The sequence below is a fragment of the Fusobacterium mortiferum ATCC 9817 genome (assembly GCF_000158195.2).
In the GTDB taxonomy this organism is placed as follows: Bacteria; Fusobacteriota; Fusobacteriia; order Fusobacteriales; family Fusobacteriaceae; genus Fusobacterium_A; species Fusobacterium_A mortiferum.
In genome coordinates this window covers 267335-293176 of sequence record NZ_GL987988.1, presented here as the reverse complement: position 1 = coordinate 293176, position 25842 = coordinate 267335, and the positions used below count along the sequence as shown (strand labels likewise).

The window sequence follows — 25842 nt, the reverse complement described above, 5'->3', positions numbered from 1 at the left end:
TTTTTATTCAAAACTAATATTAATCATAATACTCAAATCTCTTTTTTCTTATCTATTTAAAAATTTTTCTTCTAATCATTTTTAATGTAATTAAATTATTTTTTATATAAATATATCTAAAAATATCTATTTTATTTATATTATTTTCTATTATTTTTTTTATTTTACTTTTAAAATATTTTTTAACTATGGTATTTTTCTCATTCTCTATTATTGTTAAACTCTTTTTAAAAAACTCTGTAAATTCTTCTTTAAAAAAATTTTTACTAATTTCCTCTAATTCAATTTCTATTCTCAATATTAAAATTTCTAATTTTATTTTTACTAACTCTGAAATATTTTCATCTTTTAATTTTAACAATAATTCTTTTATCATTAATTGATATTTTTTATTTTTCTCACTAGATAAGTCTGTTATCAAGCTTCCATCTCTTCCTACTCTATACCAATATCCAACATAATCTAAAAATCTTACCTTTTTAGTATTAATTAAAGTGATTATATCCCAGTATGTATCTTCATACAACTTTAACCCCTCATTAAACCTAAAATTATTTTTTTCTATAAAGGATCTTTTATAAATTTTTATTGTTGCTCCATTTGGAACTTCATCTAAAAAAATATATCCTTCATTAATTTTCAACAATTCTTTATTTATATTTTTTATTCTTCTATTTGTTATTATTTTACCTTCTTTATTACTATACTCTCCTAAATTAAATATTAAAATATCTTCATCACTTAAATTTTCTACTAAATTTTTAAATAAATCTTTTTCTATCCAATCATCACTATCAATAAATAAAATATAATCTCCATTTGCTTTTTCTAAACCAAAATTTCTAGCTGAAGCTATTCCTCCATTTGCTTTTTGGTATATTTTTATATTTTTATTTTCTGCAACTATATCTTCTATCTCTTTAAAAAAATTATCAACACTTCCATCATCAACTATTAAAACTTCGAAATTTTGGTAACTTTGTTCAACTATTGATAAAAGACATTTTCTTACATATTTTTCGACATTATAAACTGGAAGTATTACACTTATTTTTTTCATTTATTCTCCTTTATTTTTCAAGCAACTGCATCCTGTTATCGCTAAAATAACCCATAAAAATACTGGGTCTGCTCCTCCTCTCCAAAGAGGCCATACCACTCCATAGATACAATAACTTATTAATGCACCAAAAGTAGCTAATCTATATTTAAATTCAAGATTTTTTATTAAAACTATTAAAAAATATGGTAAAAAAATTAAAAATTGAAATATTGAAAATACCCCATGATATACTAAGTTATTAAGATACATACTATGAGCATCATCAAATCCTTTTTCAAATATAGATTTATAATATCTTTGAACTTTAGTATCTTCTGGCATCATATCTACATATTTATCAAACAACTTCTTATCTTGTTTAGTTCCTGTTCCAGTTATTGGATGCTGTGAATAACGCCAAATTGCATTTTTCCACATTTCTACTCTTAATCCATTAGAAGTATTTTGTACTGTTCTTTCAATATTAAAAGTATTTTTCTTAAATCTATTTGAATATGGAGTTTGGAAAAATATTAATAGCAATACCATTCCACTTATACATGATAATAATAATTTAATATTTTTATTAATAACTACTAATATAAAACACGATAAAATAACAGCTAATAATGCTGCTCTAGTTTGTGAAATAACAAGTAAAAATAATGAACTTGCACATAGAAAAATACTAAAAATTTTGATTTTTTTACTTTTACTCTCTAATATCCCTCCAAAAGAAAATACTGTTATAATTGAACTGATTAAAGCTGTAGACATAATCCCTAAATACCCTTCAAATCTTGAAATATCTTTTTTTAAAAAATATGTATTTATTCCATTAAAAAATAACAACAGATATCCTATCCCTATACTTATTATAAACTTTCTTAAAATCTCTTTTTTTTCTTTTACTAAAGAATATAAATAGAAAGTAATTATAAAATATTGGTTTATTTTAAGAAATGCTCTAACTGCTCTATAATTAAAATCAGCTAAAAAATTCCATAAAATCCCTACTCCAATAAAGAATAATACTAATTTTCTTAATTTTTTATTTCCGAATTCCATTTTTTCTTTAAAATAAAATATATCTATTAAAATAAATACAAAAATAAAACCTAAACTAATTTTAGTAATATTAAAATTTATAAAAAGACTTACCCCTAAAATATATAGAACTATCTCTTTTAGTTTTAAAAATTTTTCTTTATTCATCATTTTCCCCTACTAAAAATTTTTTTAAATCTTCATAATCTATTTCTATAGAATTTAATAATTTTGTTCCAAAGTAATTCTCTTCTCTATTTTCACTATTACCATATATTATCCTTACATTTTCAAATTTATCATGTGAAAAACTATTTTTTTGTCCAAAAAAAGCAAGAATCTTCTTCCTAAATCCAAATGCAAAATTATATAATCCTGAATCTACTCCTAAATAAATTTTTGCCGAGTTTATAATTTCTAATGTTTCTGTTAAACTTAATTTATTAACTAAATTTATAACATTATATTTTTCTAACTTAATCTTAGTTTTTATTTCATTAACTAATTTTTCTTCTAATTCCCCTTTTCCTAATAAAATTATTTTATTTTTTGAAGTTTTATTTAAAGTTATTATTATTTCAACTACCTTATCTGAACATAACATTTTTTTTCTATCAGCAGATCCTATCCCGAAAGATATTACGTTTTTATATTTTTCTGATTTACCATACATATTGCTTATATCTGGAAGAATTCCATTCAAAGTTAAATTTTTATTAAAATACTCATTGTAGAAATTTTTAACTTGTTCAAGAATATAATTTTCTCTTTCAAAATTTATAATTTTATTATAATATTTATTATATTTAGTGTTAAATTTATTAAAATATCCTATTTTTTCTACATTTTTTATGTATTTCACATAAATATCATGTTGATCAAATTCTAATGAAACTATTTTTTCAATTCCTAAACTCGCTATCTTATTTATTAATTCAATTTTCCCTTTTATCCTTTTTCTATGAGAAGAACTATATATAATTATATTATTAAATCCTAATTTTTCTAAAAAGGATTTAGTTTTTTCTACACACATTACTATAACTCTATCATTTCCATATTCCTCTAAAAATTTTCTTAGCAATTTTTCACGAACAATATTATCTCCTAAACCGTCTGTTACAGTTAAAAGTATTTTATTCCCTTTTTTATATTCAAAAGGTTTCAATTTAAAATATACATCCAAATATATCTCTTTCAATTTTTTTCTAATATTTGATAATTTCACTTTTCCTCTCCCTATATTCTCCAGCCTTTTTTTCTCAAATCTTTTTTCAAATTTCTGAATTTTTCTATAAAATTAGAACGTTTTATCTTTTTTAAAATAAAGACTAATATATATGAAAATCCTTTTTTATTTATTGAATATTTCATATCCACATTATATCTCAACTCTTTTACTAACAAATCCTCTTTTAGTGTAAAAATATCATATATTCTTTTAAAATATAGATACTTTTCTTTTTTCATTTGTGTATCTATCATTTTAATTTTATTTTCGATTTTTACAAAATTAGAAGTATTAAGATCTCCATGATATCTTCCTAACTTATGTACTTTCTTTATTATTTCAATTACCTTATCTATATCTTCATTTGTTCTAAGAATATTTCCATCAATATATTCCATTAAAAGAAAGCTTTTTTGAATAAAAATTCCTTTTTTTATAATAGCAACTAATGGTTCTACTAACTCTGTTACTCCTTCTTTTATAGCTTCTTGACCATTTTTTAATGTAGTAAGGGCTTCTCCTTTTTTAAAGAAGGTTTGTATTTTCCTTTGAGGAATAACTACTTCTGAACGAAATTCTTTTAAAATATATTTTTTATTATTAATTTCTACTATAGCTACATAGTTTCTCTTTGTATCTTTCAGTACTTTATTAAGTTTAAAAGTATTATCTATAATAATTTTCCACAATTCTTCCATTTTTTCTTTTGGTGGAAAATAGATTTTATATTCTTTATATTCACTAGATTTTATATCTTTCAAATTATCACCTTATTAATTTTCATCAAATAGTTTTTCATACTCTTTTAAAACTACACTTTTATCAAATCTTAATAGATTTTTTTCCATATTTTTTATAATTTTACTTATTTCTCCATCTTTTTTTAATATTATTTTTTCTAATATTTCAGCTAATTGTTCAAAATTCCCAACATTAAATAAATATCCACTTTTTCCATATTCCAAAATTTCACTTGGTCCTACTTTACAGTCACTTGATATAACCAATTTATTAAAAAAAGCTGCTTCTACTAAAACCAACCCAAACCCTTCATATTTTGAACTATGTATAAAAAAATCACAATTTTTTAACCATACATATGGATTTTTAAATCTACCTAATAACTTTATTTGGTCTTCAAGTTTATAATTTTCTATATATATTCTTATTTCTTCTTTTGAAGGTCCATCTCCTATTATATATAATTTTTTATTTATATTTTTTTCTTTTAACTTTGAAAAAGCTTTTATTAAAGTTAAGTAGTCTTTTTGAAGTGTATCTAATCTTGAAATAGCGATACAATAGTCATCTTTTAGCATATTTTTTTGTTCATTATTTAACTCACTTAAATCTTCACTTAATTTTTCTATTCTTTCAAAATTAAATGGATTGTATATCCTTCTGATTTTTCCTCTTAGTTTAGGATAAATATTTTCTAGTTCTTCCTTCATCTCATCACAAATTGCTACTATTGTATCATAATGTTCTAATCTTTTTCCAAACCTTTCTATCTTATCTTTCTTCTTTTTTAAATTTGGAATTGAATTATGAATCCAAACAATTTTTCTTTTTATATTTAATTTATCTATATATTTAGTTGCACCAGCATCAAAATCAACTAATATATCTATACTTCCCATTTCTTTTACTAATTTTTCCATATTTTTAAACATTATTTTTGTTGAATAGTTTAAATAAAAATTATATAAGATTTTATATATATAATTCTTTTTTTTCAATCTATACTTATCTATTTTCTGAATTAGCTCTTGTGATTTTAAAAAATAATATTTTACCTCTTTCGGAATATCCTTCTCAAAAATATTATTTTCTCCACAATCATCATCTATTACCAAGATAATCTCGTACTTATCTTTGTTTATTGTTTGAAGAACCTCTATTAATACTCTTTCAAGTCCTCCCATTCTAAGACTTCCACTTCTAAAAACTATTTTTTTCTTCATTCTTCATCTCCAAAATTAATAAGTTTTTTAAATTGCTCTACTATATATTTTACATCAAATTCTTTTATTTTTTCCTTCATAAACTTATCTAACATATATTTTTTTCTATTCTCATCATCTAATAAATTTATTATCTCTTCTTCAAAACTTTTTTTATCTCCATTTTTTACTAAGATTCCATATTCATTCTTACCTAAAATATCTTTTGGTCCTGTTGGGCAATCATAGGCAATTACAGCTGTCCCACAAATCATACTTTCTAAAAATACTGTAGGTAAACCTTCTCCATATGAAGTATGTAAGAAGAGTTTTGCATTCTTCATCCATGGAAATGGATTTTTTTTCTGTCCCAATAGCAATACATCTTTTTCAAGGTTTAACTCTTTTATTTTTTCTTCTAACTCTGATTTTTGTGGTCCATCTCCTATTATATATAACTTATCTTTTATTCCTTTATTTTTTAAATTATAATATATATCTATTAAATCTTCTCTTCCCTTTCCTTTTGCTAGTCTAGATACTGCTACCATATATTCATTTTTTAAAAATTTTTCATCCTCTGATTCAACTTCAGCTTCCATATTCTTTTTTACTATATCTATATCAAAAGGATTATATAATCTATATAGTCTATCTTTTGGTACATCAAATATTTGAATCATCTCTTGCAACATCTCATCACAAATATTAACAATCTTATCATATTTTTTTAATCTCTCACTTAATCTTACTTTTTTCTTACCTTTTTTACTTGAAAGATTATAATGAACCCATCCTATTTTAGGTAATGGTATTACATCTAGATATTTTCCTAAACTCATATCAAAATCTATTACTATATCAAACTTCTCTTTATTTTCTTGCATAAATTTTTTTAACCATTTTTTCATATATATTCTTTCATAGCTTAAAAGTAATGGATATAGTAATCTACAAAAAATATTTTTCTTATTATTCTTTACCTTATTTCTAAATTTAACCATTTCCTCTGTTTTTATAAATATAACTGGTAAATTTTTAGGGATATCTTTAAAAAATATATTTTTTTCTGGATCATTTTCTTTTATTAAAACTGTTATTTCTAAATCTTTTTCTTTTGCTAAACCTTGTAAATATGAAATTAATACTCTCTCTATTCCTCCCATAAATAGCTGTCCATTATAAAACAATATTCTTTTCTTTTCCATAAAAATCTCCCTTAACTTATTGCTCTCTCTATTTCTCTCATATCAAAATTATTTATATCATCATCTTTATTCTCTTTTGAAAAAATTTGAATAGCCTTATCTGAATTTGGTCCCCACAATACACCATTGTTTCCTATAACATCTTCTCTATATATAGCTATCACTTTTTTATCTAACCCTACTCCTATATGTACAATAGAAGTATCTGGAGATATTATCATTTCACAATTTTTTATCAAAGCTATTACTTCTTGTATTCCAGCTAATTCTATATAGTGTACTCTTTTATCTTTTATCTTTTCTTTTATCTCTAATATCTCTTTTTTATTTTCTCCATGTCCCAACAAATATAATTCATTTTCTCTATATTTCAAAAGAATTTCTATAATCTTTTCTATATTTTTTCTATTAAAATTTCTATGTTTACTTGCAGTATATGGATTTAATATAACTCTTTCTTTTCCACTTACCTCAAGTATATTTTCCTCTTCTTTTATTTTTTTCTCTACCTTTACCAGAGCTTCATCTGATATCTGTATATCATAATTACTTTGTATCTCTTTTATTCCTAATACTTCTAAAATATTTATAAATCTTTTAGTTATATGAGAATTTTTTTCCTCTGGTACACTTATATCAAATAATTGCCACCCCTCTTTATCTACTCCCAAATTTATTTTACAGTCACACTTGCTAATAAACATTATCTGTTTTTCTCTTAAGATAGTAGAAGTATCTATTAATAAATCATATTTTTCTTTAGCTATCTCATTAGCTAGATTTTTTAAATAACTACTATCTTTTTTATATTCATAAATTTTATCAACATAATGGTTATCTTTTATAATGTCAGTAGCACCTTTTCTTGTTACTACTCCTATTTTAATATTAGGATATTGTTTTTTTATCTCTCGATAAATAAAGCTGCTTACAACCATATCCCCTATTTTTCCATCATCTCTCATTATTATAATAGAGTCTATTCCATTTTTTTCTATTAGATCCTCTTTAATTATCTTCACTTTTTCTTTTTTATCCCATAATAACCTAGCTATTTTTACTTTTTGATTTCTTAAAAAATTTTGAAATACTCTATTTATTTTCCTAATCATAGATTTCCTTTCTAAACTTCCAACATTTTCAAGATTTTTAATACATATTTACTCATTCTAAATTATACCAAATTTTTATTAAATTTTATACACCATTTTTCAAATTATATGATATTATATACATTAGGAAGTAATAAGTTACAATAATGAGGTGTGATATGAAAAAAATTAAATTTATATACAATCCTTTTTCTGGAGATGGAGTAGTTACAAAGAATTTAGATACAATCATCAGTAAGTATCAAGCAAAAGGATATACTATCATTCCTTTTAGAATATCCACTGAGCAAAATTTAGAAGAAACTTTTTCTGACATAGATAGCTCTTACCATCATATCTTAGGAGCTGGTGGAGATGGAACTATCAATCAGATTATAAATTTAATGAAAGAGAAAAATTTAGATATTCCTCTTGCTATACTTCCTGTGGGAACTGCCAATGATTTTGCAAAATATATAGGTATGCCAGCAGATATAGGAGAAGCTTGTAATAAAATTCTTTCTGGAGAGATTAGAGAGATAGATTTAGGTAAAGCTAATGACAAATACTTTATAAATGTATTTAGCTTTGGACTTTTTACTGATATCTCACAAAAAACACCTACACATCAAAAAAATACTCTAGGAAAATTAGCTTATTACATCAACGGAATAAAAGAATTACCATCACTAAAAAAATTAGATATCAAAGTTACATCAGATGAGTTTTCTTATGAAGGAAATGCACTTATCTTCTTTACCTTCAATGGACGTACAGCAGGAAATATAAATATATCTTACAAAAGTGAAATAAATGATGGATTACTAGATGTTATCATAGTAAAGGGAGAGAATATTCTATCTACCTTCCTTTCACTTTTTGAGTTTTTAAAATTAGAACATCTAGAAGAACCAAAGGATATTATACATTTTAAAAGTTCAGACTTTGTTGTTAAATATCTTGATTCCTCGTTAAATAGTGATATAGATGGAGAGGTTGGTCCTAAATCTCCTGTTCATATTTCTTGTATTAAAAATGGATTGAAAATCATATACTAAGAGTAAAAAAAGCTCATTTTTAAAAACTGAGTATTTTTTTACAACATACTTTATTTTTTTGCACTTTTATTGTAAAATATTATATATATTATAAATTTTTATTATTTTTTTATTTTATAAAAAAGATGCTGATAAGATTATATTAGCACAGTTTTTTTATTAAATGTTTATTAAAAGGAAAATAAATTATTTTTTTTACTTTATGTTTAAATTAAATTTTATTTTAAAAAACTTCTATATCATATTTTGATAATATAAATATCAATTATATATATTGTCAATTATTGACTTTTAACTATGGTATAAGGTATATTCATAATATAAACCATAATTACAATAATATGAGGAGGTTTTTTATGTTTGAGTACACATTTAATATGGCAGAAACTCTTGCTATTGCAGTAATCTTATTATTATTAGGAAAAGGAATTAAGAAAAGAGTTCCTATCTTAGAGAGATTTTTTATTCCAGCTCCTGTTATAGGTGGAACTCTATTTTCTATTTTTATGTTAATAGGTCATAATACTGGAACTTTTACTTTTAACTTTGACAGTATTTTAAAAGATTTTTTAATGGTTATATTCTTTACTACTATAGGATTCTCAGCTAGTTTTGAACTCCTGAAAAAAGGTGGAGTAGGAGTTGCTCTATTCTTAGCTGCTGCTACTATTTTAGTTATTATTCAAGATGTAGTTGGTGTTTTCTTAGCTAAAGCTTTTAATTTACATCCATATATTGGACTTGCTGCTGGTTCTATTCCATTGACTGGAGGACATGGAACTTCTGGAGCTTTTGGTCCTGTACTTGAAGAGGCTGGAGCAGCTGGTGCTTTTTCAGTAGCTATTGCTTCTGCTACATTTGGACTAGTTGCTGGATGTTTAATAGGTGGACCTGTAGCTAAAAGACTTCTACAAAAGTACAATTTAAAAGCTAAGACAACTGATGAAGAAACTGGAAACTCTACTATTAAGCTAGAATCTGACAATCCTATTTCTGAAGGAACTCTCTTTGATTCTGTAGTAGTTATATCTTTAGCAATGGGTATTGGTGCTTGTATTCCAGTATTTAGTAAGAAACTTGGATTAGTTTTACCTGGATATCTTGGACCTATGGTTATCGCTGCTATAATTAGAAATATAGCAGATGCTCAAAAGAAAACTCTACCAATGAAAGAGATCTCTATAATTGGAAGTATATCTCTATCATTGTTCTTATCTATGGCTTTGATGTCAATGAAATTATGGGAATTAGCTGCACTAGCTTTACCATTAATAGTTATCTTACTTATCCAAACTGTTATCATGGCACTTTTTGCTTACCATATAACATTTAGAATAATGGGAAAAGATTATGATGCTGCTGTTCTTGCTACTGGACACTGTGGATTTGGATTAGGAGCTACTCCTAATGCTATGGCAAATATGGAAACTTTCACATCTGTCAATGGATTTTCAGCTAAGGCTTTCTTTGTATTGCCATTAGTTGGTTCTCTATTTATAGACTTTGTGAATGCTTCTATAATTACATTCTTTATGAATATTTTTAAATAATATTATTTTTATTAAGGGAGGAAGCATTTGAAATTAGAAAAACAGAGTATAGGAGTTTTTGATTCTGGGGTAGGAGGTACTACCGTTCTAAAAGAGATATTGAGTATTCTTCCCAATGAAAATATATTTTATTATGGTGATAGTAAAAATTCTCCTTACGGACAAAAAAGTGCAGAAGAGATTAGAGAATTATGTTATAAGATATTAGATTTTTTTATAGCTAATGAATGTAAAGCAGTAGTGGTGGCTTGTAATACAGCTACCGCTGCTGCTTTAGACAGTTTAAAAAATAGATACTCAATTCCTATTATTGGAGTTATTGATGCTGGAGTAAAGAGAGCTTTAAAAGTTTCAAGCAATAATAAGATAAATATTTTAGCTACACCTTTTACAGTTTCATCTAAAGCCTATATTACAAAATTTAATAAAATTTCTAAAAATATCTCTGTAACTCAAGAGGGATGCCCAGAATTTTGTACTATGATAGAAACAGGTTGGGAAACACACAAAGATAGATATGAGCTTCTTAAAAATCATATTGATAATCTTTCAAAGAAGGCTGATACTCTTATTTTAGGATGTACTCACTACCCTATTATTAGAGAAGATATTGAAAAATATTTTTCTGGTAAGATTGTAGATCCAGCTAGAGAAACAGCTTTAGAGCTATATTCTTTACTAAAGTTAAGTGATAGTCTAAATACCTCTGATAAAAAAGGAAGAGTTGATTTCTTTGTAAGTGGTAATAAAGAAAGATTTAAAAAGATAGCAGAAAAGTTTTTAGGATTTGAGATAAAAAATATATATTCAGTATAAAATAAAAAGAGGTTATTTCAATTTAAGAAATTTACTAGGAGAGAGAATAACATTCAAGAATGACGAAGATTGAGGAGAATAAATAGAGCAAGTCAGCGAAATCGAACGCTAAAAAACACAACTGTTTGAGTGAAACGAGTTTTGTGTTTTTAGTGAGATGAACCTACTTGCTCTTTATTCTTTGAACGAAAGTCATTCTTGAATTTAGTTACAATAACTTTAATTTTTTAAATTACAACATCCCCTTGTTTTTTTTTAAATTTACGAGGTATACTCCTATTAAGAAGAACATTGACTTTAATAATAAATTAAAAATAATTTTCTTATTTTATAAAATTATTTTTAGAGGTTTTAGGTGGTTCCAATGGAATAAAAAATTTTTTTGAAATTGTTTTACACTAATAAATTATTTACTACTGTTTTTTAATAAGGTGGAGGTTTATTATGGAATTACAAAAACTAATTTATACTGTTGAAGATGGTATTGGAATAGTTACAATGAATTTTTTAAAAAATCTTAATGCTATTGATGAACAGATGGCAGATGAATTGATGTATGTAGTAGATAAAGCTGAAAAAGATCCTAATGTTAAAGTTCTTGTAATCAAAAGTGCTGGTAAAGCTTTTTCTGCTGGTGGAGATATTGGATATTTTTATAAATTAATACAAGCTGGTGGGGAAGTAAATATGGACGGTCTAATTGCAAAGGTTGGTGTTGTTGCAGACGGACTTAAAAAAATGAGTAAAATGGTTATCACTTCTGTATCAGGAGCAGCTGCAGGAGCTGGAGTTAGTTTAGCTCTTGGTGGAGATTTTATGATTTGTGCTGAAGATGCAAAATTTTTATTAGCCTTTGTAAATTTAGGACTTGTACCTGATACTGGTGTAACATATCTACTTTCTAAAGCTATTGGAACTTCTCGTACAATGGAATTAGCTGCTACTGGTAGACCTATGGGAGCAGAAGAAGCAAAAGAACTTGGATTAGCATATAAAGTTGTTCCTGTTGAAGAATTAGAAGAAGTCACTATGAAATTTGCTAAAAAACTAGCTGCTGGTCCACTTATCTCTTATAAAAATATTAAAAAACAAATTTATGATGCTAACTACTCTGATTATAAGAAATGGCTTGCTGAAACTGAGATTCCTACACAGAGAGAGTGTGCAGCTTCTATGGATTTCCAAGAAGGATGTAAAGCATTTATGGAAAAAAGAAAAGCTATTTTTGAAGGAAAATAATCTAATTTATGTATAGATGAAGGGTGGGATGAAAAGTGTTATCGAAAATATTTTCTATGGAAGAGATACTTAAAAAATTTCACGATGGTCAAACTATAATGTTTGGAGATTGGCATGGAGAATTTGCTGCTGACGATATTATTGAAGGAATATTAGATAAAGGTGTTAAAGATATTCATGCAATTGCTGTTTCTGCTGGTATGCCAGATCTTGGGCTTGGAAAATTAATCAGTGCTAAAAGAGTTAAATCTCTTATCACAACACATATTGGTCTAAATCCTGTAGCAAAAGACCAGATGTTTGCTGGAGAATTAGATATTGAGTTCAGTCCTCAAGGAACATTTTCTGAAAGAATTCGTTGTGGTGGTTATGGATTAGGAGGATGTTTAACTCCTACTGGACTTGGAACAGATGTTGAAAAAGGAAAACAAAAATTAGAAATCAATGGAAAAGAATATCTATTAGAGTTACCTCTAAGAACAGATATAACTTTAATAAAAGCTACTAAAGCTGATAAAGCTGGAAACATATCTTTTAGAATGAATTCTAGAGCTATCAGTACTGAGATGGCTTTTGCTGGAGATATTGTTATAGTAGAAGCTGAAGAATTAGTTGAAGTAGGAGAATTAGGTCCTAGTGAAATTGATGTCCCAGCTCCATTAGTTGATATGATTTATGTAAGAGAGGGTAATACTAGACATGTATGTCCTTATTGGCAAAGGTTAAAACAAAAAGCTCAAGAAGGAGGTAAATAATCATGGCTGAATTAAAAGGACGTTCACTAATTGCTTCTCGTTGTGCAAAATTTTTTAAAGATGGAGACTTTGTAAATTTAGGAATTGGAGTTCCTCTAATGTGTGTTAACTACCTTCCTAAAGGAGTAGATATATGGCTTGAAGCTGAAATAGGTACTGTTGGTAGTGGTCCTACTCCTAGCTGGGATGATGCTGATATAGATATTATTGATGCTGGTGGTATGCCCGCCTCTATAATTTCTGGTGGTAGTATTCATGACCATACTGCTAGCTTTGGATTTATTCGTGGTGGACATATTGATATTGCTGTTCTTGGTACTCTTCAAGTAGATCAAGAGGGAAATATCGCCAACTGGACTATACCTGGAAAATTAGTTCCTGGTATGGGAGGAGCTATGGATTTATGTTCTGGTGTAAAACGTATAATTGTTGCTACTGACCATTGTGAAAAAAATGGTGCTCCTAAAATTTTAAAAAAATGTACACTTCCATTAACTGGAAAAAATTGTGTAACTGATATTGTAACTGAAAGATGTTATCTTCAAGTTACTCCAGAAGGATTGGTTCTTAAAGAGCTTGCTCCTGGTTACACAGTTGAAGATATTATTGCAGCTACTGATGCAGAAATTATTGTTCCAGATGAAATAGGAGTTATGGAATAACATAAAAAAACTACACCCTCTATCTTAGATATTAAAGATAGAGGGTGTAGTACACTCATATCCTTTTTTCATTATCTTTTTATACATTTATTATAGAACTCTTCAAATCTCTCTACTACTAAATCTGGCATTACTAAATCCTCTTGCTCTTTAGCAGAGTATTTACTATATGCATCAGGGTCTACATCTAATGGTCCTACTCCTTGATGTCTTTCATCTTCTACTATCCATTCCTTTATATCAAGATTAGGTCTTTGTACTATAAAGCTAGGTGTTCCTACTGCTTGAGCTAGGTGTCTAGGTCCTCCTTCATTTCCAAAGAACATATCACAATTTTTAAGTAGCATTGCTAACTCTCTTATATCTTTAGTCTCTATATTAGTAAATATATGAGGATCATGCCCTAATCTTTCATGAGCCTTTAAAGCAAACTCTTTTTCTGCTGGAGAGTAGTAAAAAATTATTTGTGGGTCAATATCAGCTATTATTCTTCTAGTTATCTCTAACATCTTATCTATATTAAACACCTTAGCAGGAACTCTAGCATTGATAGCAAAAGCAAATACTGGCTTAGAAAAATCCACACCAGCTTTTATCATCTTATCTCTCATATACATTTTTTCATCTTCCGATATATGTATAGAAAAATCCTCTGTATATTTTACATCATACTCTTGCTCTAAAGGTTTTAACATTCTTAAAAATTTATCTACTTTATTTTTTGTTCCTGTTGGCTCCTCAATCTTATGAGTATATGTATAACCTCTTTTTTTCTTAGCTCTTCCTATTCTATATTTAGCTCCCCTAGAAAATAGTGTAAATAATTCACTTTTAGGAGTAGACATTATATCTATCACTATATCATAATGATTTCTAGTAACCTGCCAAACCTTTTTTATATATTTAAAAGGATTTTTCTGCTCCTCTTTAGTTATTTTTATTACATTATCTATGCCTTGATGTTTCTCAAATATAGGAGCTATATGCTCATACACTACATAGTCTACCTGTGCATCTGGAAAAGTCTGCTTAAGTGTAGTACATATTGGAGCTGCTAAGATAGAATCCCCTATCTGTCTAAATCTAACTACTAATATTTTCACTCTTCTCTCCTTTTTAGTCTCTATAATATTTTTTTAAATAAAACTCTTCAAAGTCTGTCTTACTCATAAATAGTATTTTATCTACTAGTGTTTTTTCATACTCTGATAAAATCTCTTTTAAAATTTGGATATTAGCTCTTCCTTCTAAAATATTTCCAAAAGAAGCTGACATATAATTCTTCTCTTCATTATATACTAATATATATTTTTTCTGTAACTTTAGAAGATTTTCAAAATCACATTTAAACTTAATATCTTCAAAACCTCTAACTATCCCTAATAATGACTCTGTTAATTTTAATCTAATTCCTATCTTATCCTCTTTCTTGTTCAACTTTCCATTTTTAAATTCAATTAGATAGACAGTATCATTTTGAAAATCTAATCCATCTACTGCCATTATCTCATATCTCTTTCCCAAATTATTCCAGATTTTTTTTAGAACACCCTTATCAAAATTAAATATCTTTACATCATCATTTTCTATCATTGAAATAGGTGTTTCTCCAGAGTCATCCTTTGAAACCAAAGAGATAGTTTGTAAATAATCACTATAATTTTCCTTGAAAAAATTTTCTATATCTTTTTCATTTTTCATTACACATCACTGAATTCTACTTGTTTTAATATCTCATATGCTTCAGTTAATTTTTTATATATAAAGCTTAACTCATTTGTTTTATCCAATAATATTTTTGAAGTTCTTTCATTTGAATCCACCATAGAATAAAACCTAGTATTACATCTATATTTTTCAGAATAAATCTTTATAGCATCTATAAAATAAGGACTATGAGAATTTAATAAAATTTTAACTTTTAAATTCATAGCCAAGATTACCAATATCTCTGCATACTTAACCTGCCAATTTGGATGTAGATGTACCTCTGGTTCATCTATAATCAAAATTGTCTTTTCATTCAATCTTCTATTGTTAAGTAACATCTCTATTAATCCAAAAGTTTTTATTCCATTAGCTGTATTTTTTACATTGATATTGTATCCATTTTTCTTATAATTATATTTTCTAGTTTGTTTATCAAAAGTAAATTCTCCAGATATTATCTCTACTATCTGTTTATTTATTTTTTCTATCTCTTTCTCTTTTCCTAAAAGATTATCAACTATATTAAACTCAAGTTTATTCATCAAATTTTCTTTTAAAATATAGTTTTTATCATCTATTTTTCTCTCTTTTTCACTACAAATTTTATCTAAATAATCTATTATAAGAGGAGACTCTATATATATTATATTATAGTTATTTCTCAACTCTCTTATTGGAAGCTTTGTTTCTACTACTTCATCATTAAGTAATTTTATCTCTATTGAGCTATTTTCATCTTCTAATATTAATGATGACTCCTCTTTATCTTCAAATATATTTCTAATTCCTGTTTCAAATTCCTCTTTAAGTGCTTTTTGAAAAGATTCTTTTTCAATTAAATTATAATCTAAAGTTTCGTTAAAAACTTTAAATAATGCTTCTAAAAACTCTTTTAAGGATTTTTCTAAACTCAAGAGTTTTTTTATATCATTATCTTTATCAACATATTTATTTAATTCTTTTATATTTACTTCAATTTTTTGTAAAATTTTATCATCTATAAAAATTTTTTTCTTATATTTTATTGTTTCATTTAATATGTCTTCTAAGTATTTTTTTAAATTATTTATTTCTGTCTTTGTTATAAATATAAAATTATTTTCTAATAGATTTTTTATAATTTTTTTAGAATAAATCTCTTCTTCTTGCTCAATTAATTTAACTAATCCATAATGTGTAACTTCAAGCATTTTATTTACAGTTGAAATATATTCATCTTCAAAATAATTCATTGTATTTATTAAAGTAAATAGTGCTTTCCCTATTGTACTCTTTCCACTGTCATTTTCAGCTGCTATCAAAGTTATATTATCTAATAACATATCTGCTTCAGAGATAACTCCAACATTTTTTAATTGAAATCTCATCTTTCACCTCCACTTATTTTCTCCTCAATTATACCACTTTTTTCTAAATTCCCCTAGAAAAAAAGGAAATACAAGAAAGTCTTCCTCTCTTATATTTCCTAATTTATTAATCATTGTAATATAAATTTTCTGTTGGGAATACTTGGTCACAAGTTAAATCAATTCCTAACTTTCTTAAAGTTTGTTCATTTGTTTTTCCAAGTATATTTGTGCAGTGAGCTTGAGTTCCTTTTAACATTGATAATTTTTGTACAGCCACTTGTGCCATTGGGTTAGTTGCTGCACAGATACTTAATGCCATAAGTATCTCTTCACAGTTTAAAGCAATATTTTTACTTTGAAGAGTCTTATCTTTTAAATTTAAAATTGGCTCTAATACAACTGGAGAGATTAATAATATCTCATCATTAATTCCAGCAAAATATTTTACAGCATTTAAAATAGCTGCTGAAGCTGCATCCATAAGTGGAGATGCCTTACCAGTTATCATTGTTCCATCTGGTAACTCAAATGCTATTGCAGAAGCTGGCTCAGTTTGCTTAGATTTTATATCCTCTAATTTTTTTCTAGCTACTCCTACAACTTTTCTATCCTCTTCTTTTAATTCTAGTGCATCCATTATTGTACGAGTTCTTTTAAAAGTTTCATAATCTACATAACCTTTTTTATATTCACAACCAGTTTTGAAATATCTTCTGATTATCTCTTGCTTAGAAGCCTCTCTTACTACTTCATCATCTACTATTCCAAATCCTACTCTATTAACTCCCATATCTGTTGGAGATTGATAAATTGACTCTTTACCAGTTATCTTTTCTATTATTCTCTTTAATAATGGAAAAGCTTCTACATCACGATTATAATTTACAGCTGTTTCACCATATTTTTCTAAATGGAATGGATCTATCATATTAACATCTTGTAAATCTACAGTTGCTGCCTCATAAGCTATATTTAAAGGATGTTTTAAAGGTACATTCCATACTGGGAAAGTTTCGAACTTAGAATATCCAGCTGCATTTCCTCTCTTATATTCATGGTATAATTGACTTAAACAAGTAGCTAATTTTCCACTTCCTGGTCCAGGTGCAGTAACTACAACTATTGGCTTAGTTGTTTCTACATATGGATTTTGTCCATATCCTTCATCACTAACTATTACATCTACATCAGTAGGATATCCCTTTGTAGCTCTATGTTTATATACTTTTATTCCTCTACGCTCTAATTTATTAATAAATAAAGTTGTTGCAGGTTGATCATTGTATCTTGTGATTACAACACTGTTTACTTGAAGTTCATGCTCTCTTAAATCATCAATCAATCTGAAAACTTCCATATCATATGTAATTCCAAAGTCTCCTCTAATTTTATTTCTCTCTATATCTCCAGCATAAACACAGATTATTACTTCAAGCTTATCTTTTAATTTATGTAATACTTTTATCTTAGCATTCTCATCAAATCCAGGTAAAACTCTCTTAGCATGTAAATCAAACATAAGTTTTCCACCAAACTCAAGATAAAGTTTATCATAATTATTAACTCTCTCTAAAATATATTTAGATTGTTCTTCAAGGTACTTATTGTGATCAAATCCTATCTTCATTATTCGCTTCTCCTTATAATTAAAATTTATTCGACTTTATATTTTACCATAGAATTTAAATAATTGCTATACTATTTTTACTTTTATTTCTATATAATTAATAATTTAAAAAAAGAGGGTGCATATACACCCTCAATTTTTATTGTAAATTCATTAATACTCCAACTATAACGAATATTGAACCAAAGAAAAATAAAATTCCTTGGAATTTTATTTGGAATTTAGCCCATACTAGCCAATCTAATTTTGCTATTCCTAATATAGCAATTAATATTCCTGATGTAGGTACTATTAAGTTAGTAAATCCATCTCCTAATTGGAAAGCTAATACAGCTACTTGTCTTGGTACTCCTACTAAATCTGATAGTGGTGCCATTATAGGCATAGTAAGTGCTGCTTGTCCTGATCCTGATACAACAAAGAAATTAAATACAGATTGGAAAATATACATTACCCAAGCACAAATTGCTGATGGTAATCCACTTAATCCATTAGCTACCCAGTTAAGTACAGTATTTAAAACACTAGGTGTTCCTGCATCAGCACCACCAAGAACTAATACAATTCCTTTAGCCATTCCTACTACTATAGCTGCTCCTATTAAATCCTCTGCTCCTTTTCTAAAAGATGAAGCAATATCATTAATTCTCATATCTCCAAGTTTAAATATTACTCCTACAATACCTGAAGCAACTCCCATTATTACAAATTGAGTAGCTATTTCTGGTAAGAAATATCCAAACTTTACAACCCCATAAATTACCCAAGCCATTCCTAAAGCTACTATTAATAAAACTAATTTATGTCCTAATTTAAATTCTATATCTTGTTGCTCTTCCATATTAAATTCATTTCTATAGAAAGCATCTGTTTCATAAGATATAGAAGATTGAGGATTTTCTTTTACTTTTTTTGCATATCTCAATGTAAATACTATTCCTAATGCAGTAAAGAATACCCACATAAATATTCTAAAGCTAGCTCCTGATAACACTGGTACCCCTGCAACCCCTTGAGCTATAGCAACACTAAATGGATTCATCCACGAAGTAGCAAATCCTATCTGTGTAGAAACATAAGTTATTAAGATTCCTGTAACAGCATCATACCCCATTCCAATTACTATAGGTATTAAAACCATCGCAAAAGGAATAGCCTCTTCTCCCATTCCGAATACAGCTCCTCCTAATGAGAAGAAGAAGAATACTATTGGTAATAATAGATACTCCGAACCCTTAGTTTTTCTAATAAGAGTAAATAGTCCAGCTTCCACTGCTTTAGTTCTTAAAATTATACCAAAAGCTCCTCCAGTTATTATAATAAAAGCAATTACTCCTACAGCAGTTCCCCATTTATCTCCACTTGTTATACCTTCAAAAACATAGTTAGATACTCCAACTTCTCCTCCTGGCTCAAAGAATTTAACTCCTTTTACTAGTGGTTCCCCTTGTTCATCCAATTCATAAGTAAAACTTCCAGCTACTGGAACCTCTCTAGATTTTTCAGCTCCAGTTTCAGTAACATAAGTTACCTTTTCCATTTGGAATTTCCCCACAGGTACAGTATGTGTAAGTATTGCTGCAAATATTACAACAAAAAATATTATGACATATGTATCTGGCATATTAAATTTTTTCTTCATCTCTACCTCCATTTATTTTTATCCCATATAATTATACTTTATATCATTAATTTTATCAATAAAAAAATATTTTTTATAGAAATTAATTTAAAATAAAAAACTACATCTGTTACCTTAATATCTAAGATTTCAGATGTAGTTTAATACTAATTATTTTTTATTTTTCTAAAGATTGATTAGAATTTTTTTCCAAAATATCTCTCTAATAATCCTGCGAAAGCTCTTCCGTGTCTAGCTTCGTCTTTAGCCATTTCATGAACTGTATCGTGGATAGCGTCAAATCCTAATTGTTTTGCTCTCTTAGCGATATCAAATTTTCCTGAAGTTGCTCCGTACTCAGCTTCAACTCTTCTTGATAAGTTCTCTTCAGTAGAAGCAGTTACACACTCTCCTAATAATTCAGCAAATTTAGCTGCGTGCTCAGCTTCTTCAAAAGCTATTCTTTTATAAGCTTCTGCTACTTCTGGATATCCTTCTCTGTCAGCTACTCTTGACATTGCTAGGTACATTCCTACTTCTGTACACTCTCCTTCAAAGTTAGCTCTTAATCCAGCGATTATTTCTTCATCTCCACAAGCTAGTCCTTCTCCAACTTTGTGTTCAGTTGCCCAAACTCTTCCTGCTCCTTCTACTACTTCTTCCCATTTATCTTTTCCAGCCTTACATACAGGACATTGAGTCATTGCCTCATCAGTTATAATTTCTCCACAAACTTTACATCTCCATTTTGCCATTTTAATTCCTCCTTAAATTTCATTTAATTTATTTTATTCTTATTTTTCTTTTTTGTAATCGTTTCATATTTACTACAATAATAATATACTATATATTACTCTTTTTGTCAAGTATTTTTTGAAAAAATTTTATTTTTTTCTTATTATATGTTTTTGAGGCTGTAATATTATCTCTGTAATCACTGTTCCCTCTCTTTGAGATAGTATATTCTCCACTGCATCTGCTACACATTCTGGAAGAATATAACTTTCTTCTTCCTCTCCCTCTCTAAAATTTAATTCATCATAAAAAGGAGTCTTTGTTATATCTGGTAAGATAGAAATTACCTTTACTCCTGTTTTTCTTACTTCATCAAATAATCCCTTAGAAAAATGCACAAGCCCAGCCTTAGTAGCAGAATATGCACAACCATATGTACTAGCTTTAGTAGCTGTAATAGATGATATATTTATAACTGTTCCCTTTCTCTTTTTCAAATCTCTAAGAAGAAGCTGAGTTAAAATAAGAGGAGCTTCTAAATTAAGAGCTATCATTTTATGAAGCTTTGTAGGGTTTATCTCTTCATGAGGTCCAAAATATCCTATCCCTGCACAATTAATAAGTATATCTATTTCTTTTTTTAATTTTTTTACCATATCCTCTATATTTTGATATTTTATAAGATCACAAACAATTGGGTAAAAATTTGAAGAAGCTATATCAATCTTACTAAAATCTCTTCCCACTCCATAGACGCTATATCCCATATCTAACATTTTTTTTGATATAGCTAGTCCTATTCCAGATGTAGCCCCTGTTATCAATACTTTTTTCATCTTCTCTCCTCTATATAAATATTTTGCTTTCTTCCACATATTCCAATATTAAGTTTTTCATATACTCTAACATCTTACTATTTTCATCTAACGGATAACTGTATACCCCATCTTGACATTGAAAAGGATAATTCAATATCAATGAGTTTTTCCTATTATTTTTCATTCTCTTCATATACTCTTTAGATATTCTAAATGTTCCAATACTTACATCTAAAATTTTTTTACTATCTATCTCTTTAAAAGTTTCCCTTACCATCTCACCATAGATTTCATAAAAATTTTCTACCTTTATCATAGGATCAAAACAGATTCTTACAGTCCAACCACTATCTATTAAAATTTTAGCTGATTTTACTCTTAACTCAAAAGGAGCAGCACCTCTCTCATGCTCTTGAGCAAATCTCTTAGGAGATATTGTCCACGCTATTATAAAATTAGGATTAGGTTTTAGATCTTTAAATATCTTTATACTTGCACTTTTAGTACGTAACTCTATTTTGAGATTTTTATACTTAGCTACAAAGTCATACCATCTCTTTACAAAGCCTGTTACCTCTTCAAGAGCTATCAAGTCCGTATCATAAGAAATACAGATATACATAGATTTCTCTTTTAATATTCTCTCTATCTCTTGAAACATATCTTCTAGATTTACAAAAATAACTATATTTCCAGAAGAGTATACCCCTTGAAGATAGCAGTATTCGCAATCATATATACAGTTTAAAATAGATGATGAGTAATAAAAATTCTCATTTCCAAAACTTTCACACACCTTTGCTCCCTCATAGAGATAATTTTCCTTTTTCACTGCTAATATTAGTTTAGGTGTCCTTTTTTGTAGTGAAAAATTTTGATTATTTTTAGAAAAAATCTCCTTATAATCATCTATCTCTACTATTTGAGAGTTTGGAAATCGTTCAATGATTTTCTTACTTTCTTCATATTGCTTTGCTTCCTTTTCAATATATATGTGAGAAAAACTTCTATTTAATAAATTCATCTATTAAAATTATCCTTTCTATATAATACTCTTTCTATTATAATCTGTAATATCAGTTTTCAATTTTTTTAATAACTCTTCTATTTTTAATTTATTACTATCTATATTTTTTAATTCATTATCAGTAGCACCTACTAACTCTACAAATTGTACTTTACCATTAGGTGTAGATATCTCCCCTGCCATATCAAGAGTTGTTACAAAACCTGTTATCTTAGATTTTTTATTAGAATCTATTCCCTCTTTTTGCCCTGTCCAAATATACTCATTAGGCTGGAATATCTCTCCTGTTTCAAATACATATCTAGCTAACTCTTGTAATATGGAACAGATATTTTTTAGCTCTCTGTCCTTTATATCAAAGTCTCTTTTCTTTCTCTTTTTCTGTTCCTCTGTCATCTTCAATTTAAATGTAAGCTCAAAACCATATCCACTATACTCCATATCATCACTCTCTTTTTCATAGAGTTCACTAAAACCAAAAGTTACAAAGTGATAATATCCATCTCCTCTAAATATACTTATTCCATCAAGAGGGTCATCTCCACCTAATCTTGATGAAACTTGAGCGTGGAAATGTATCTCCTCCTGTTTAGGATAAAGTTTTTTAAATCTTTTTTCTATTGCATCAAAACCAGCTGTATCAATTATCTCAAATTCATTATTCTCTTTCATCTTATCTCCTTAATCTCCTCTAAGATTTTTTTACTATCTCTCTTATCTTTTATCTCTACATCTCTATATTTTTCTAAAATTCTATTTGTATTTTTTCCTTGTAATTTATAATAAAGTAACAAATTTTTTAATTCATTTTCCATAGTTGCTGTAAATCTAGCTTTTTTTATAAGTTCCTCTATCAAATATTTTTCTTCTAAAGAGAAATCTATCTCCTTTTCTACTTTAAATTTTTCTCTTTCTATCAACCAACTATCTATTTGAGGAAGAGATTTTAAAATTAACTCTTCCACCTGGTTTTGCTCTACCTCTCTGTCTAAATAATCAGATACTATCTTTATAAAATTTAGTTGGTAACTTTGAAAAAAATATGTAGTAGCTTCAAAGAGTCCTGCCCCTTCCATATCTACTAAATCTCCTACAACCTCATCTCCACAATATACAGGGGTATTAAAGCTCTCTAGGCTTCCTTCCTTAAAGGAATGATTAAACACCATATCTGGATAATAACTTTTCTCCAACTCTGAATTTATTATTTTATTACATAGGACTATATCCCCTATACTATATTTTTCACTCTTAGCTCCACAAATTCCAATATTTAAAAATATATCATCTTCATCTATCTCACTTTGGGAGAGAATATATGTCAATGCTATTGCACTTTTTAAAATTCCTACTCCTGTTATTATCAAGGTAACTCTCTCATTTTTAAAAACTTGTAATTTTTTTATACTATTATCTCTCTTCAAATTAAAATACTTTATAATAGGTTTTGCTTCTATTCCTAAAGCTACTGAAATATATATCATCTTCTCTCCTTTTTTATTCAATAAGAGTATAGCTCATTGATTAATATTCGTCAAATAAACTTAAAGAAAATAAAAAGAGAGGATTTTTAGTTGTTACTACTATTCTCTCTTTTATTTGAAATTCTATAAATTTTTTAGAGCTGATATTACTTTTTCTATCTCCTCTTCTAATTTTTCTACTATTTCTTTTATCTCTGCAAGATTGTTTTCCTTTGCTAATCTCATTAACTCCACTGAATATTGATATACCTTATTGAGTCCTAAATTTCCAGCTACACCTTTTAGAGTATGAGCTTCCTCTCCTATTTTATCTATATTATTATTTTCTAAAGCCTCTTTTAAATTTATAAAACTTTTATCATCTATAAATTTTTTTAAAAATTTGATATAAAAACTTTCCATATTTCCAAATCTAGCTAAACTTCCATCAATATCTATATCTATTACATTTTTTAAATCTTTTAATTCCATCTCTCTCCCTCCTATTCTCTATCTATAGTATATATTATTTATATTTTTTTATCAATCTCTAATTCTACTAAATATACAGAATAATAAAAGAGGAGTTCTCATAATTTTTAATTATAATAGACTCCTCTTTATTTTTTATTCCTCTTTTAACATTTTTTCAATTTTTTTAACTCTTCTGTCTATCTCATTTAATCTAAACTCTAACGAATTAAGTATCCAAAATTGAAAGTGACTTGCTCTTTGTGTTTCATAAGCCATCCAAATAAGTTTGAATACTCCTAAAAGAGCTACTATCTCCAATGTAAGAAATAAAGTAATTTTTTGTAAAACAACACCTAAGATTAAAAGTACTCCTATTAATAAAACAAATATTAAGCTCACTATCTTATGTTGTTTATTATTTTTTCCTCCTATCTCTCCTACAATATTTCTTATTCTCTCTTTTTCCTTTTTAAACTCATCTAACTCCTGTCTTAAGTGCTCATCTCTTTCCATATAAATTTCAACCCCTTATCTTAATCTATTTTCAACTCTTTTTATACTCCCCAATCTCTTGGATATCTAAATCCTGTTCCTATTCCTCTTGAGAAAACCTTCGCAATTACAGGCATAACTCTTTTATATTGCATAATTTTAGTTCTTTTAATAATTTTTTCAACTACTTCTTGGGGATATCCCTCTTTCACTATCTCATCTATTGTCTTTCTCTCTTCTACATATCTATATAAGATTTCATCTGCCATTCTATATGAATAACCTAACTCTTGCTCATCAGTTTGTCCTTCCCAAAGATCTGCACTTGGTTTTTTATCTATAAGCTCATTTGGTACTCCCATATGTCTTGATAAATCCCATACATGAGTTTTATATAAATCTCCTATGGCATTAATAGCTGATGCAGAATCTCCAAACTGTGTTCCATATCCTAGTAATAACTCTGTTTTATTGGAAGTTCCTAGCACAAGAGCATTCTCTGCTGCTGAATGGTCAAACAGTATTGACATTCTCTCTCTTGCCATCTTATTCCCTTTTCTTAAGCTACTCATATCTGGATTCATAGCAAAGTAAGCATCTACCATTGGAGTGATTTCTACTAACTTACTTCTTATTCCAGTTTTTTCTATCACAAGTTTAGCATGTTCTACACTCTCTTTACTAGATGTCTTATATGGCATCATTATTCCTAGTACATTTTCTGGTCCAAAAGCTTTTGCTGCTAAAAAAGCTACTAGAGCTGAGTCTATTCCTCCAGAAAGACCAAGTACTACTTTTTTAAATCCTACTTTTCCAGCTTCCTCTCTTAAAAAATTTACAAGTATCTCCTCTAAAACACTTAAATCTACATTCAGCTTTTCCAT

General features: G+C 27.4%; 26 protein-coding genes. 6 read left to right on the top strand and 20 right to left on the bottom strand.

Going from position 1 to position 25842, the window contains the following annotated elements; all coding sequences use genetic code 11:
- Positions 1–52 precede the first annotated feature (52 nt).
- Genes FMAG_RS02410 through FMAG_RS02380 form a run of 7 tightly spaced genes read right to left on the bottom strand, consistent with a single transcriptional unit; the run spans position 53 to position 7583 of the window.
- Positions 53–1060, bottom strand: a complete 1008-nt coding sequence (locus tag FMAG_RS02410; protein WP_005883721.1) for a glycosyltransferase family 2 protein — start codon at positions 1058–1060, stop codon at positions 53–55.
- Entirely contained in the window at positions 1061–2257 is a 1197-nt protein-coding gene (locus FMAG_RS02405; RefSeq protein WP_040493547.1) for an O-antigen ligase family protein, read from the bottom strand.
- A complete protein-coding gene (locus FMAG_RS02400; protein ID WP_005883718.1) occupies positions 2250–3317 on the bottom strand; it encodes a glycosyltransferase family 9 protein in 1068 nt (355 codons plus the stop codon). The genes FMAG_RS02405 and FMAG_RS02400 overlap by 8 nt, the downstream gene beginning before the upstream one ends.
- A gap of 11 nt (positions 3318–3328) precedes the next feature.
- On the bottom strand, positions 3329–4081 hold the full coding sequence (locus tag FMAG_RS02395; RefSeq protein WP_005883716.1) for a lipopolysaccharide core heptose(II) kinase RfaY: 753 nt from the start codon (positions 4079–4081) through the stop codon (positions 3329–3331).
- A 12-nt stretch (positions 4082–4093) separates the two neighbouring features.
- A complete protein-coding gene (locus FMAG_RS02390) occupies positions 4094–5284 on the bottom strand; it encodes a glycosyltransferase (RefSeq protein WP_005883714.1) in 1191 nt (396 codons plus the stop codon).
- On the bottom strand, positions 5281–6471 hold the full coding sequence (locus FMAG_RS02385; protein ID WP_005883712.1) for a glycosyltransferase: 1191 nt from the start codon (positions 6469–6471) through the stop codon (positions 5281–5283). Before FMAG_RS02385 ends, FMAG_RS02390 begins: the two co-directional genes overlap by 4 nt.
- Before the next feature lie 11 nt (positions 6472–6482).
- Positions 6483–7583 carry a glycosyltransferase family 9 protein gene (locus FMAG_RS02380; RefSeq protein WP_005883710.1) on the bottom strand — a complete coding sequence of 367 codons (1101 nt, stop codon included), beginning with the start codon at positions 7581–7583 and terminating at the stop codon, positions 6483–6485.
- 158 nt (positions 7584–7741) lie between these two features.
- On the opposite strand from FMAG_RS02380, the gene FMAG_RS02375 reads away from it, so the two are divergent.
- From FMAG_RS02375 to FMAG_RS02350, 6 genes are all read left to right on the top strand, one after another.
- Entirely contained in the window at positions 7742–8620 is an 879-nt protein-coding gene (locus FMAG_RS02375) for a YegS/Rv2252/BmrU family lipid kinase (RefSeq protein WP_005883708.1), read from the top strand.
- 356 nt (positions 8621–8976) lie between these two features.
- A complete protein-coding gene (gene gltS / locus FMAG_RS02370) occupies positions 8977–10170 on the top strand; it encodes a sodium/glutamate symporter (protein ID WP_005883706.1) in 1194 nt (397 codons plus the stop codon).
- Positions 10171–10197: 27 nt separating this feature from the next.
- Complete coding sequence (murI, locus tag FMAG_RS02365; protein ID WP_005883704.1) at positions 10198–10986, top strand: glutamate racemase; 789 nt, start codon at positions 10198–10200, stop codon at positions 10984–10986.
- Between the two features lie 444 nt (positions 10987–11430).
- Positions 11431–12225 carry an enoyl-CoA hydratase/isomerase family protein gene (locus FMAG_RS02360; protein WP_005883703.1) on the top strand — a complete coding sequence of 265 codons (795 nt, stop codon included), beginning with the start codon at positions 11431–11433 and terminating at the stop codon, positions 12223–12225.
- A gap of 35 nt (positions 12226–12260) precedes the next feature.
- On the top strand, positions 12261–12980 hold the full coding sequence (locus tag FMAG_RS02355) for a CoA transferase subunit A (protein ID WP_005883700.1): 720 nt from the start codon (positions 12261–12263) through the stop codon (positions 12978–12980).
- Positions 12981–12982: 2 nt separating this feature from the next.
- Positions 12983–13642 carry a 3-oxoacid CoA-transferase subunit B gene (locus FMAG_RS02350; protein WP_005883699.1) on the top strand — a complete coding sequence of 220 codons (660 nt, stop codon included), beginning with the start codon at positions 12983–12985 and terminating at the stop codon, positions 13640–13642.
- A 71-nt stretch (positions 13643–13713) separates the two neighbouring features.
- On the opposite strand, the gene FMAG_RS02345 is transcribed toward FMAG_RS02350, so the two are convergent.
- The 13 genes from FMAG_RS02345 to FMAG_RS02285 all read right to left on the bottom strand — a co-directional run bounded on the left by FMAG_RS02345 (position 13714) and on the right by FMAG_RS02285 (position 25842).
- Entirely contained in the window at positions 13714–14745 is a 1032-nt protein-coding gene (locus FMAG_RS02345; protein WP_005883696.1) for a glycosyltransferase family 9 protein, read from the bottom strand.
- A 13-nt stretch (positions 14746–14758) separates the two neighbouring features.
- Positions 14759–15343, bottom strand: a complete 585-nt coding sequence (locus FMAG_RS02340) for a hypothetical protein (protein WP_005883694.1) — start codon at positions 15341–15343, stop codon at positions 14759–14761.
- Positions 15343–16719 carry an AAA family ATPase gene (locus tag FMAG_RS02335; RefSeq protein ID WP_005883692.1) on the bottom strand — a complete coding sequence of 459 codons (1377 nt, stop codon included), beginning with the start codon at positions 16717–16719 and terminating at the stop codon, positions 15343–15345. The genes FMAG_RS02340 and FMAG_RS02335 overlap by 1 nt, the downstream gene beginning before the upstream one ends.
- Positions 16720–16825: 106 nt before the next feature.
- On the bottom strand, positions 16826–18328 hold the full coding sequence (locus FMAG_RS02330) for a DUF1846 domain-containing protein (RefSeq protein ID WP_005883690.1): 1503 nt from the start codon (positions 18326–18328) through the stop codon (positions 16826–16828).
- Between the two features lie 139 nt (positions 18329–18467).
- Positions 18468–19970, bottom strand: coding sequence for a putative basic amino acid antiporter YfcC (gene yfcC / locus FMAG_RS02325; RefSeq protein ID WP_005883688.1), 1503 nt, complete (start codon positions 19968–19970; stop codon positions 18468–18470).
- Between the two features lie 176 nt (positions 19971–20146).
- The gene (locus FMAG_RS02320; RefSeq protein ID WP_005883686.1) at positions 20147–20704 is read right to left on the bottom strand and encodes a ferritin family protein; all 558 of its coding nucleotides are present in this window, start codon (positions 20702–20704) and stop codon (positions 20147–20149) included.
- A gap of 129 nt (positions 20705–20833) precedes the next feature.
- Positions 20834–21520: an SDR family oxidoreductase gene (locus FMAG_RS02315; RefSeq protein WP_005883684.1), complete on the bottom strand. Its 687-nt coding sequence runs from the start codon at positions 21518–21520 to the stop codon at positions 20834–20836.
- A gap of 10 nt (positions 21521–21530) precedes the next feature.
- The gene (locus FMAG_RS02310) at positions 21531–22526 is read right to left on the bottom strand and encodes an SPL family radical SAM protein (protein ID WP_005883682.1); all 996 of its coding nucleotides are present in this window, start codon (positions 22524–22526) and stop codon (positions 21531–21533) included.
- 18 nt (positions 22527–22544) lie between these two features.
- Positions 22545–23201 (bottom strand): suppressor of fused domain protein, encoded by a 657-nt coding sequence (locus FMAG_RS02305; RefSeq protein WP_005883679.1) that lies wholly within the window; start codon positions 23199–23201, stop codon positions 22545–22547.
- Positions 23198–24013: a 5'-methylthioadenosine/S-adenosylhomocysteine nucleosidase family protein gene (locus tag FMAG_RS02300; RefSeq protein WP_005883677.1), complete on the bottom strand. Its 816-nt coding sequence runs from the start codon at positions 24011–24013 to the stop codon at positions 23198–23200. Before FMAG_RS02300 ends, FMAG_RS02305 begins: the two co-directional genes overlap by 4 nt.
- Before the next feature lie 123 nt (positions 24014–24136).
- The gene (locus FMAG_RS02295) at positions 24137–24484 is read right to left on the bottom strand and encodes an Hpt domain-containing protein (protein ID WP_005883675.1); all 348 of its coding nucleotides are present in this window, start codon (positions 24482–24484) and stop codon (positions 24137–24139) included.
- 135 nt (positions 24485–24619) lie between these two features.
- On the bottom strand, positions 24620–24979 hold the full coding sequence (locus FMAG_RS02290) for a hypothetical protein (protein ID WP_005883673.1): 360 nt from the start codon (positions 24977–24979) through the stop codon (positions 24620–24622).
- A 41-nt stretch (positions 24980–25020) separates the two neighbouring features.
- A complete protein-coding gene (locus FMAG_RS02285; RefSeq protein ID WP_005883671.1) occupies positions 25021–25842 on the bottom strand; it encodes an NAD+ synthase in 822 nt (273 codons plus the stop codon).

What these genes read in the sequence shown, in the direction of transcription:
- FMAG_RS02385 (WP_005883712.1), bottom strand. Translation starts at nt 6,471, where the DNA reads ATGGAAAAGAAAAGAATATTGTTTTATAATGGACAGCTATTTATGGGA.
- FMAG_RS02380 (WP_005883710.1), bottom strand. Translation starts at nt 7,583, where the DNA reads ATGATTAGGAAAATAAATAGAGTATTTCAAAATTTTTTAAGAAATCAA.
- yfcC (WP_005883688.1), bottom strand. Translation starts at nt 19,970, where the DNA reads ATGAAGAAAAAATTTAATATGCCAGATACATATGTCATAATATTTTTT.
- FMAG_RS02305 (WP_005883679.1), bottom strand. Translation starts at nt 23,201, where the DNA reads ATGAAAGAGAATAATGAATTTGAGATAATTGATACAGCTGGTTTTGAT.
- FMAG_RS02375 (WP_005883708.1), top strand. Translation starts at nt 7,742, where the DNA reads ATGAAAAAAATTAAATTTATATACAATCCTTTTTCTGGAGATGGAGTA.
- FMAG_RS02300 (WP_005883677.1), bottom strand. Translation starts at nt 24,013, where the DNA reads ATGATATATATTTCAGTAGCTTTAGGAATAGAAGCAAAACCTATTATA.
- FMAG_RS02310 (WP_005883682.1), bottom strand. Translation starts at nt 22,526, where the DNA reads ATGAATTTATTAAATAGAAGTTTTTCTCACATATATATTGAAAAGGAA.
- FMAG_RS02410 (WP_005883721.1), bottom strand. Translation starts at nt 1,060, where the DNA reads ATGAAAAAAATAAGTGTAATACTTCCAGTTTATAATGTCGAAAAATAT.
- FMAG_RS02390 (WP_005883714.1), bottom strand. Translation starts at nt 5,284, where the DNA reads ATGAAGAAAAAAATAGTTTTTAGAAGTGGAAGTCTTAGAATGGGAGGA.
- FMAG_RS02320 (WP_005883686.1), bottom strand. Translation starts at nt 20,704, where the DNA reads ATGGCAAAATGGAGATGTAAAGTTTGTGGAGAAATTATAACTGATGAG.
- FMAG_RS02360 (WP_005883703.1), top strand. Translation starts at nt 11,431, where the DNA reads ATGGAATTACAAAAACTAATTTATACTGTTGAAGATGGTATTGGAATA.
- FMAG_RS02295 (WP_005883675.1), bottom strand. Translation starts at nt 24,484, where the DNA reads ATGGAATTAAAAGATTTAAAAAATGTAATAGATATAGATATTGATGGA.
- FMAG_RS02340 (WP_005883694.1), bottom strand. Translation starts at nt 15,343, where the DNA reads ATGAAAAATGAAAAAGATATAGAAAATTTTTTCAAGGAAAATTATAGT.
- FMAG_RS02335 (WP_005883692.1), bottom strand. Translation starts at nt 16,719, where the DNA reads ATGAGATTTCAATTAAAAAATGTTGGAGTTATCTCTGAAGCAGATATG.
- gltS (WP_005883706.1), top strand. Translation starts at nt 8,977, where the DNA reads ATGTTTGAGTACACATTTAATATGGCAGAAACTCTTGCTATTGCAGTA.
- FMAG_RS02285 (WP_005883671.1), bottom strand. Translation starts at nt 25,842, where the DNA reads ATGGAAAAGCTGAATGTAGATTTAAGTGTTTTAGAGGAGATACTTGTA.
- FMAG_RS02315 (WP_005883684.1), bottom strand. Translation starts at nt 21,520, where the DNA reads ATGAAAAAAGTATTGATAACAGGGGCTACATCTGGAATAGGACTAGCT.
- FMAG_RS02405 (WP_040493547.1), bottom strand. Translation starts at nt 2,257, where the DNA reads ATGAATAAAGAAAAATTTTTAAAACTAAAAGAGATAGTTCTATATATT.
- FMAG_RS02290 (WP_005883673.1), bottom strand. Translation starts at nt 24,979, where the DNA reads ATGGAAAGAGATGAGCACTTAAGACAGGAGTTAGATGAGTTTAAAAAG.
- FMAG_RS02330 (WP_005883690.1), bottom strand. Translation starts at nt 18,328, where the DNA reads ATGAAGATAGGATTTGATCACAATAAGTACCTTGAAGAACAATCTAAA.
- FMAG_RS02350 (WP_005883699.1), top strand. Translation starts at nt 12,983, where the DNA reads ATGGCTGAATTAAAAGGACGTTCACTAATTGCTTCTCGTTGTGCAAAA.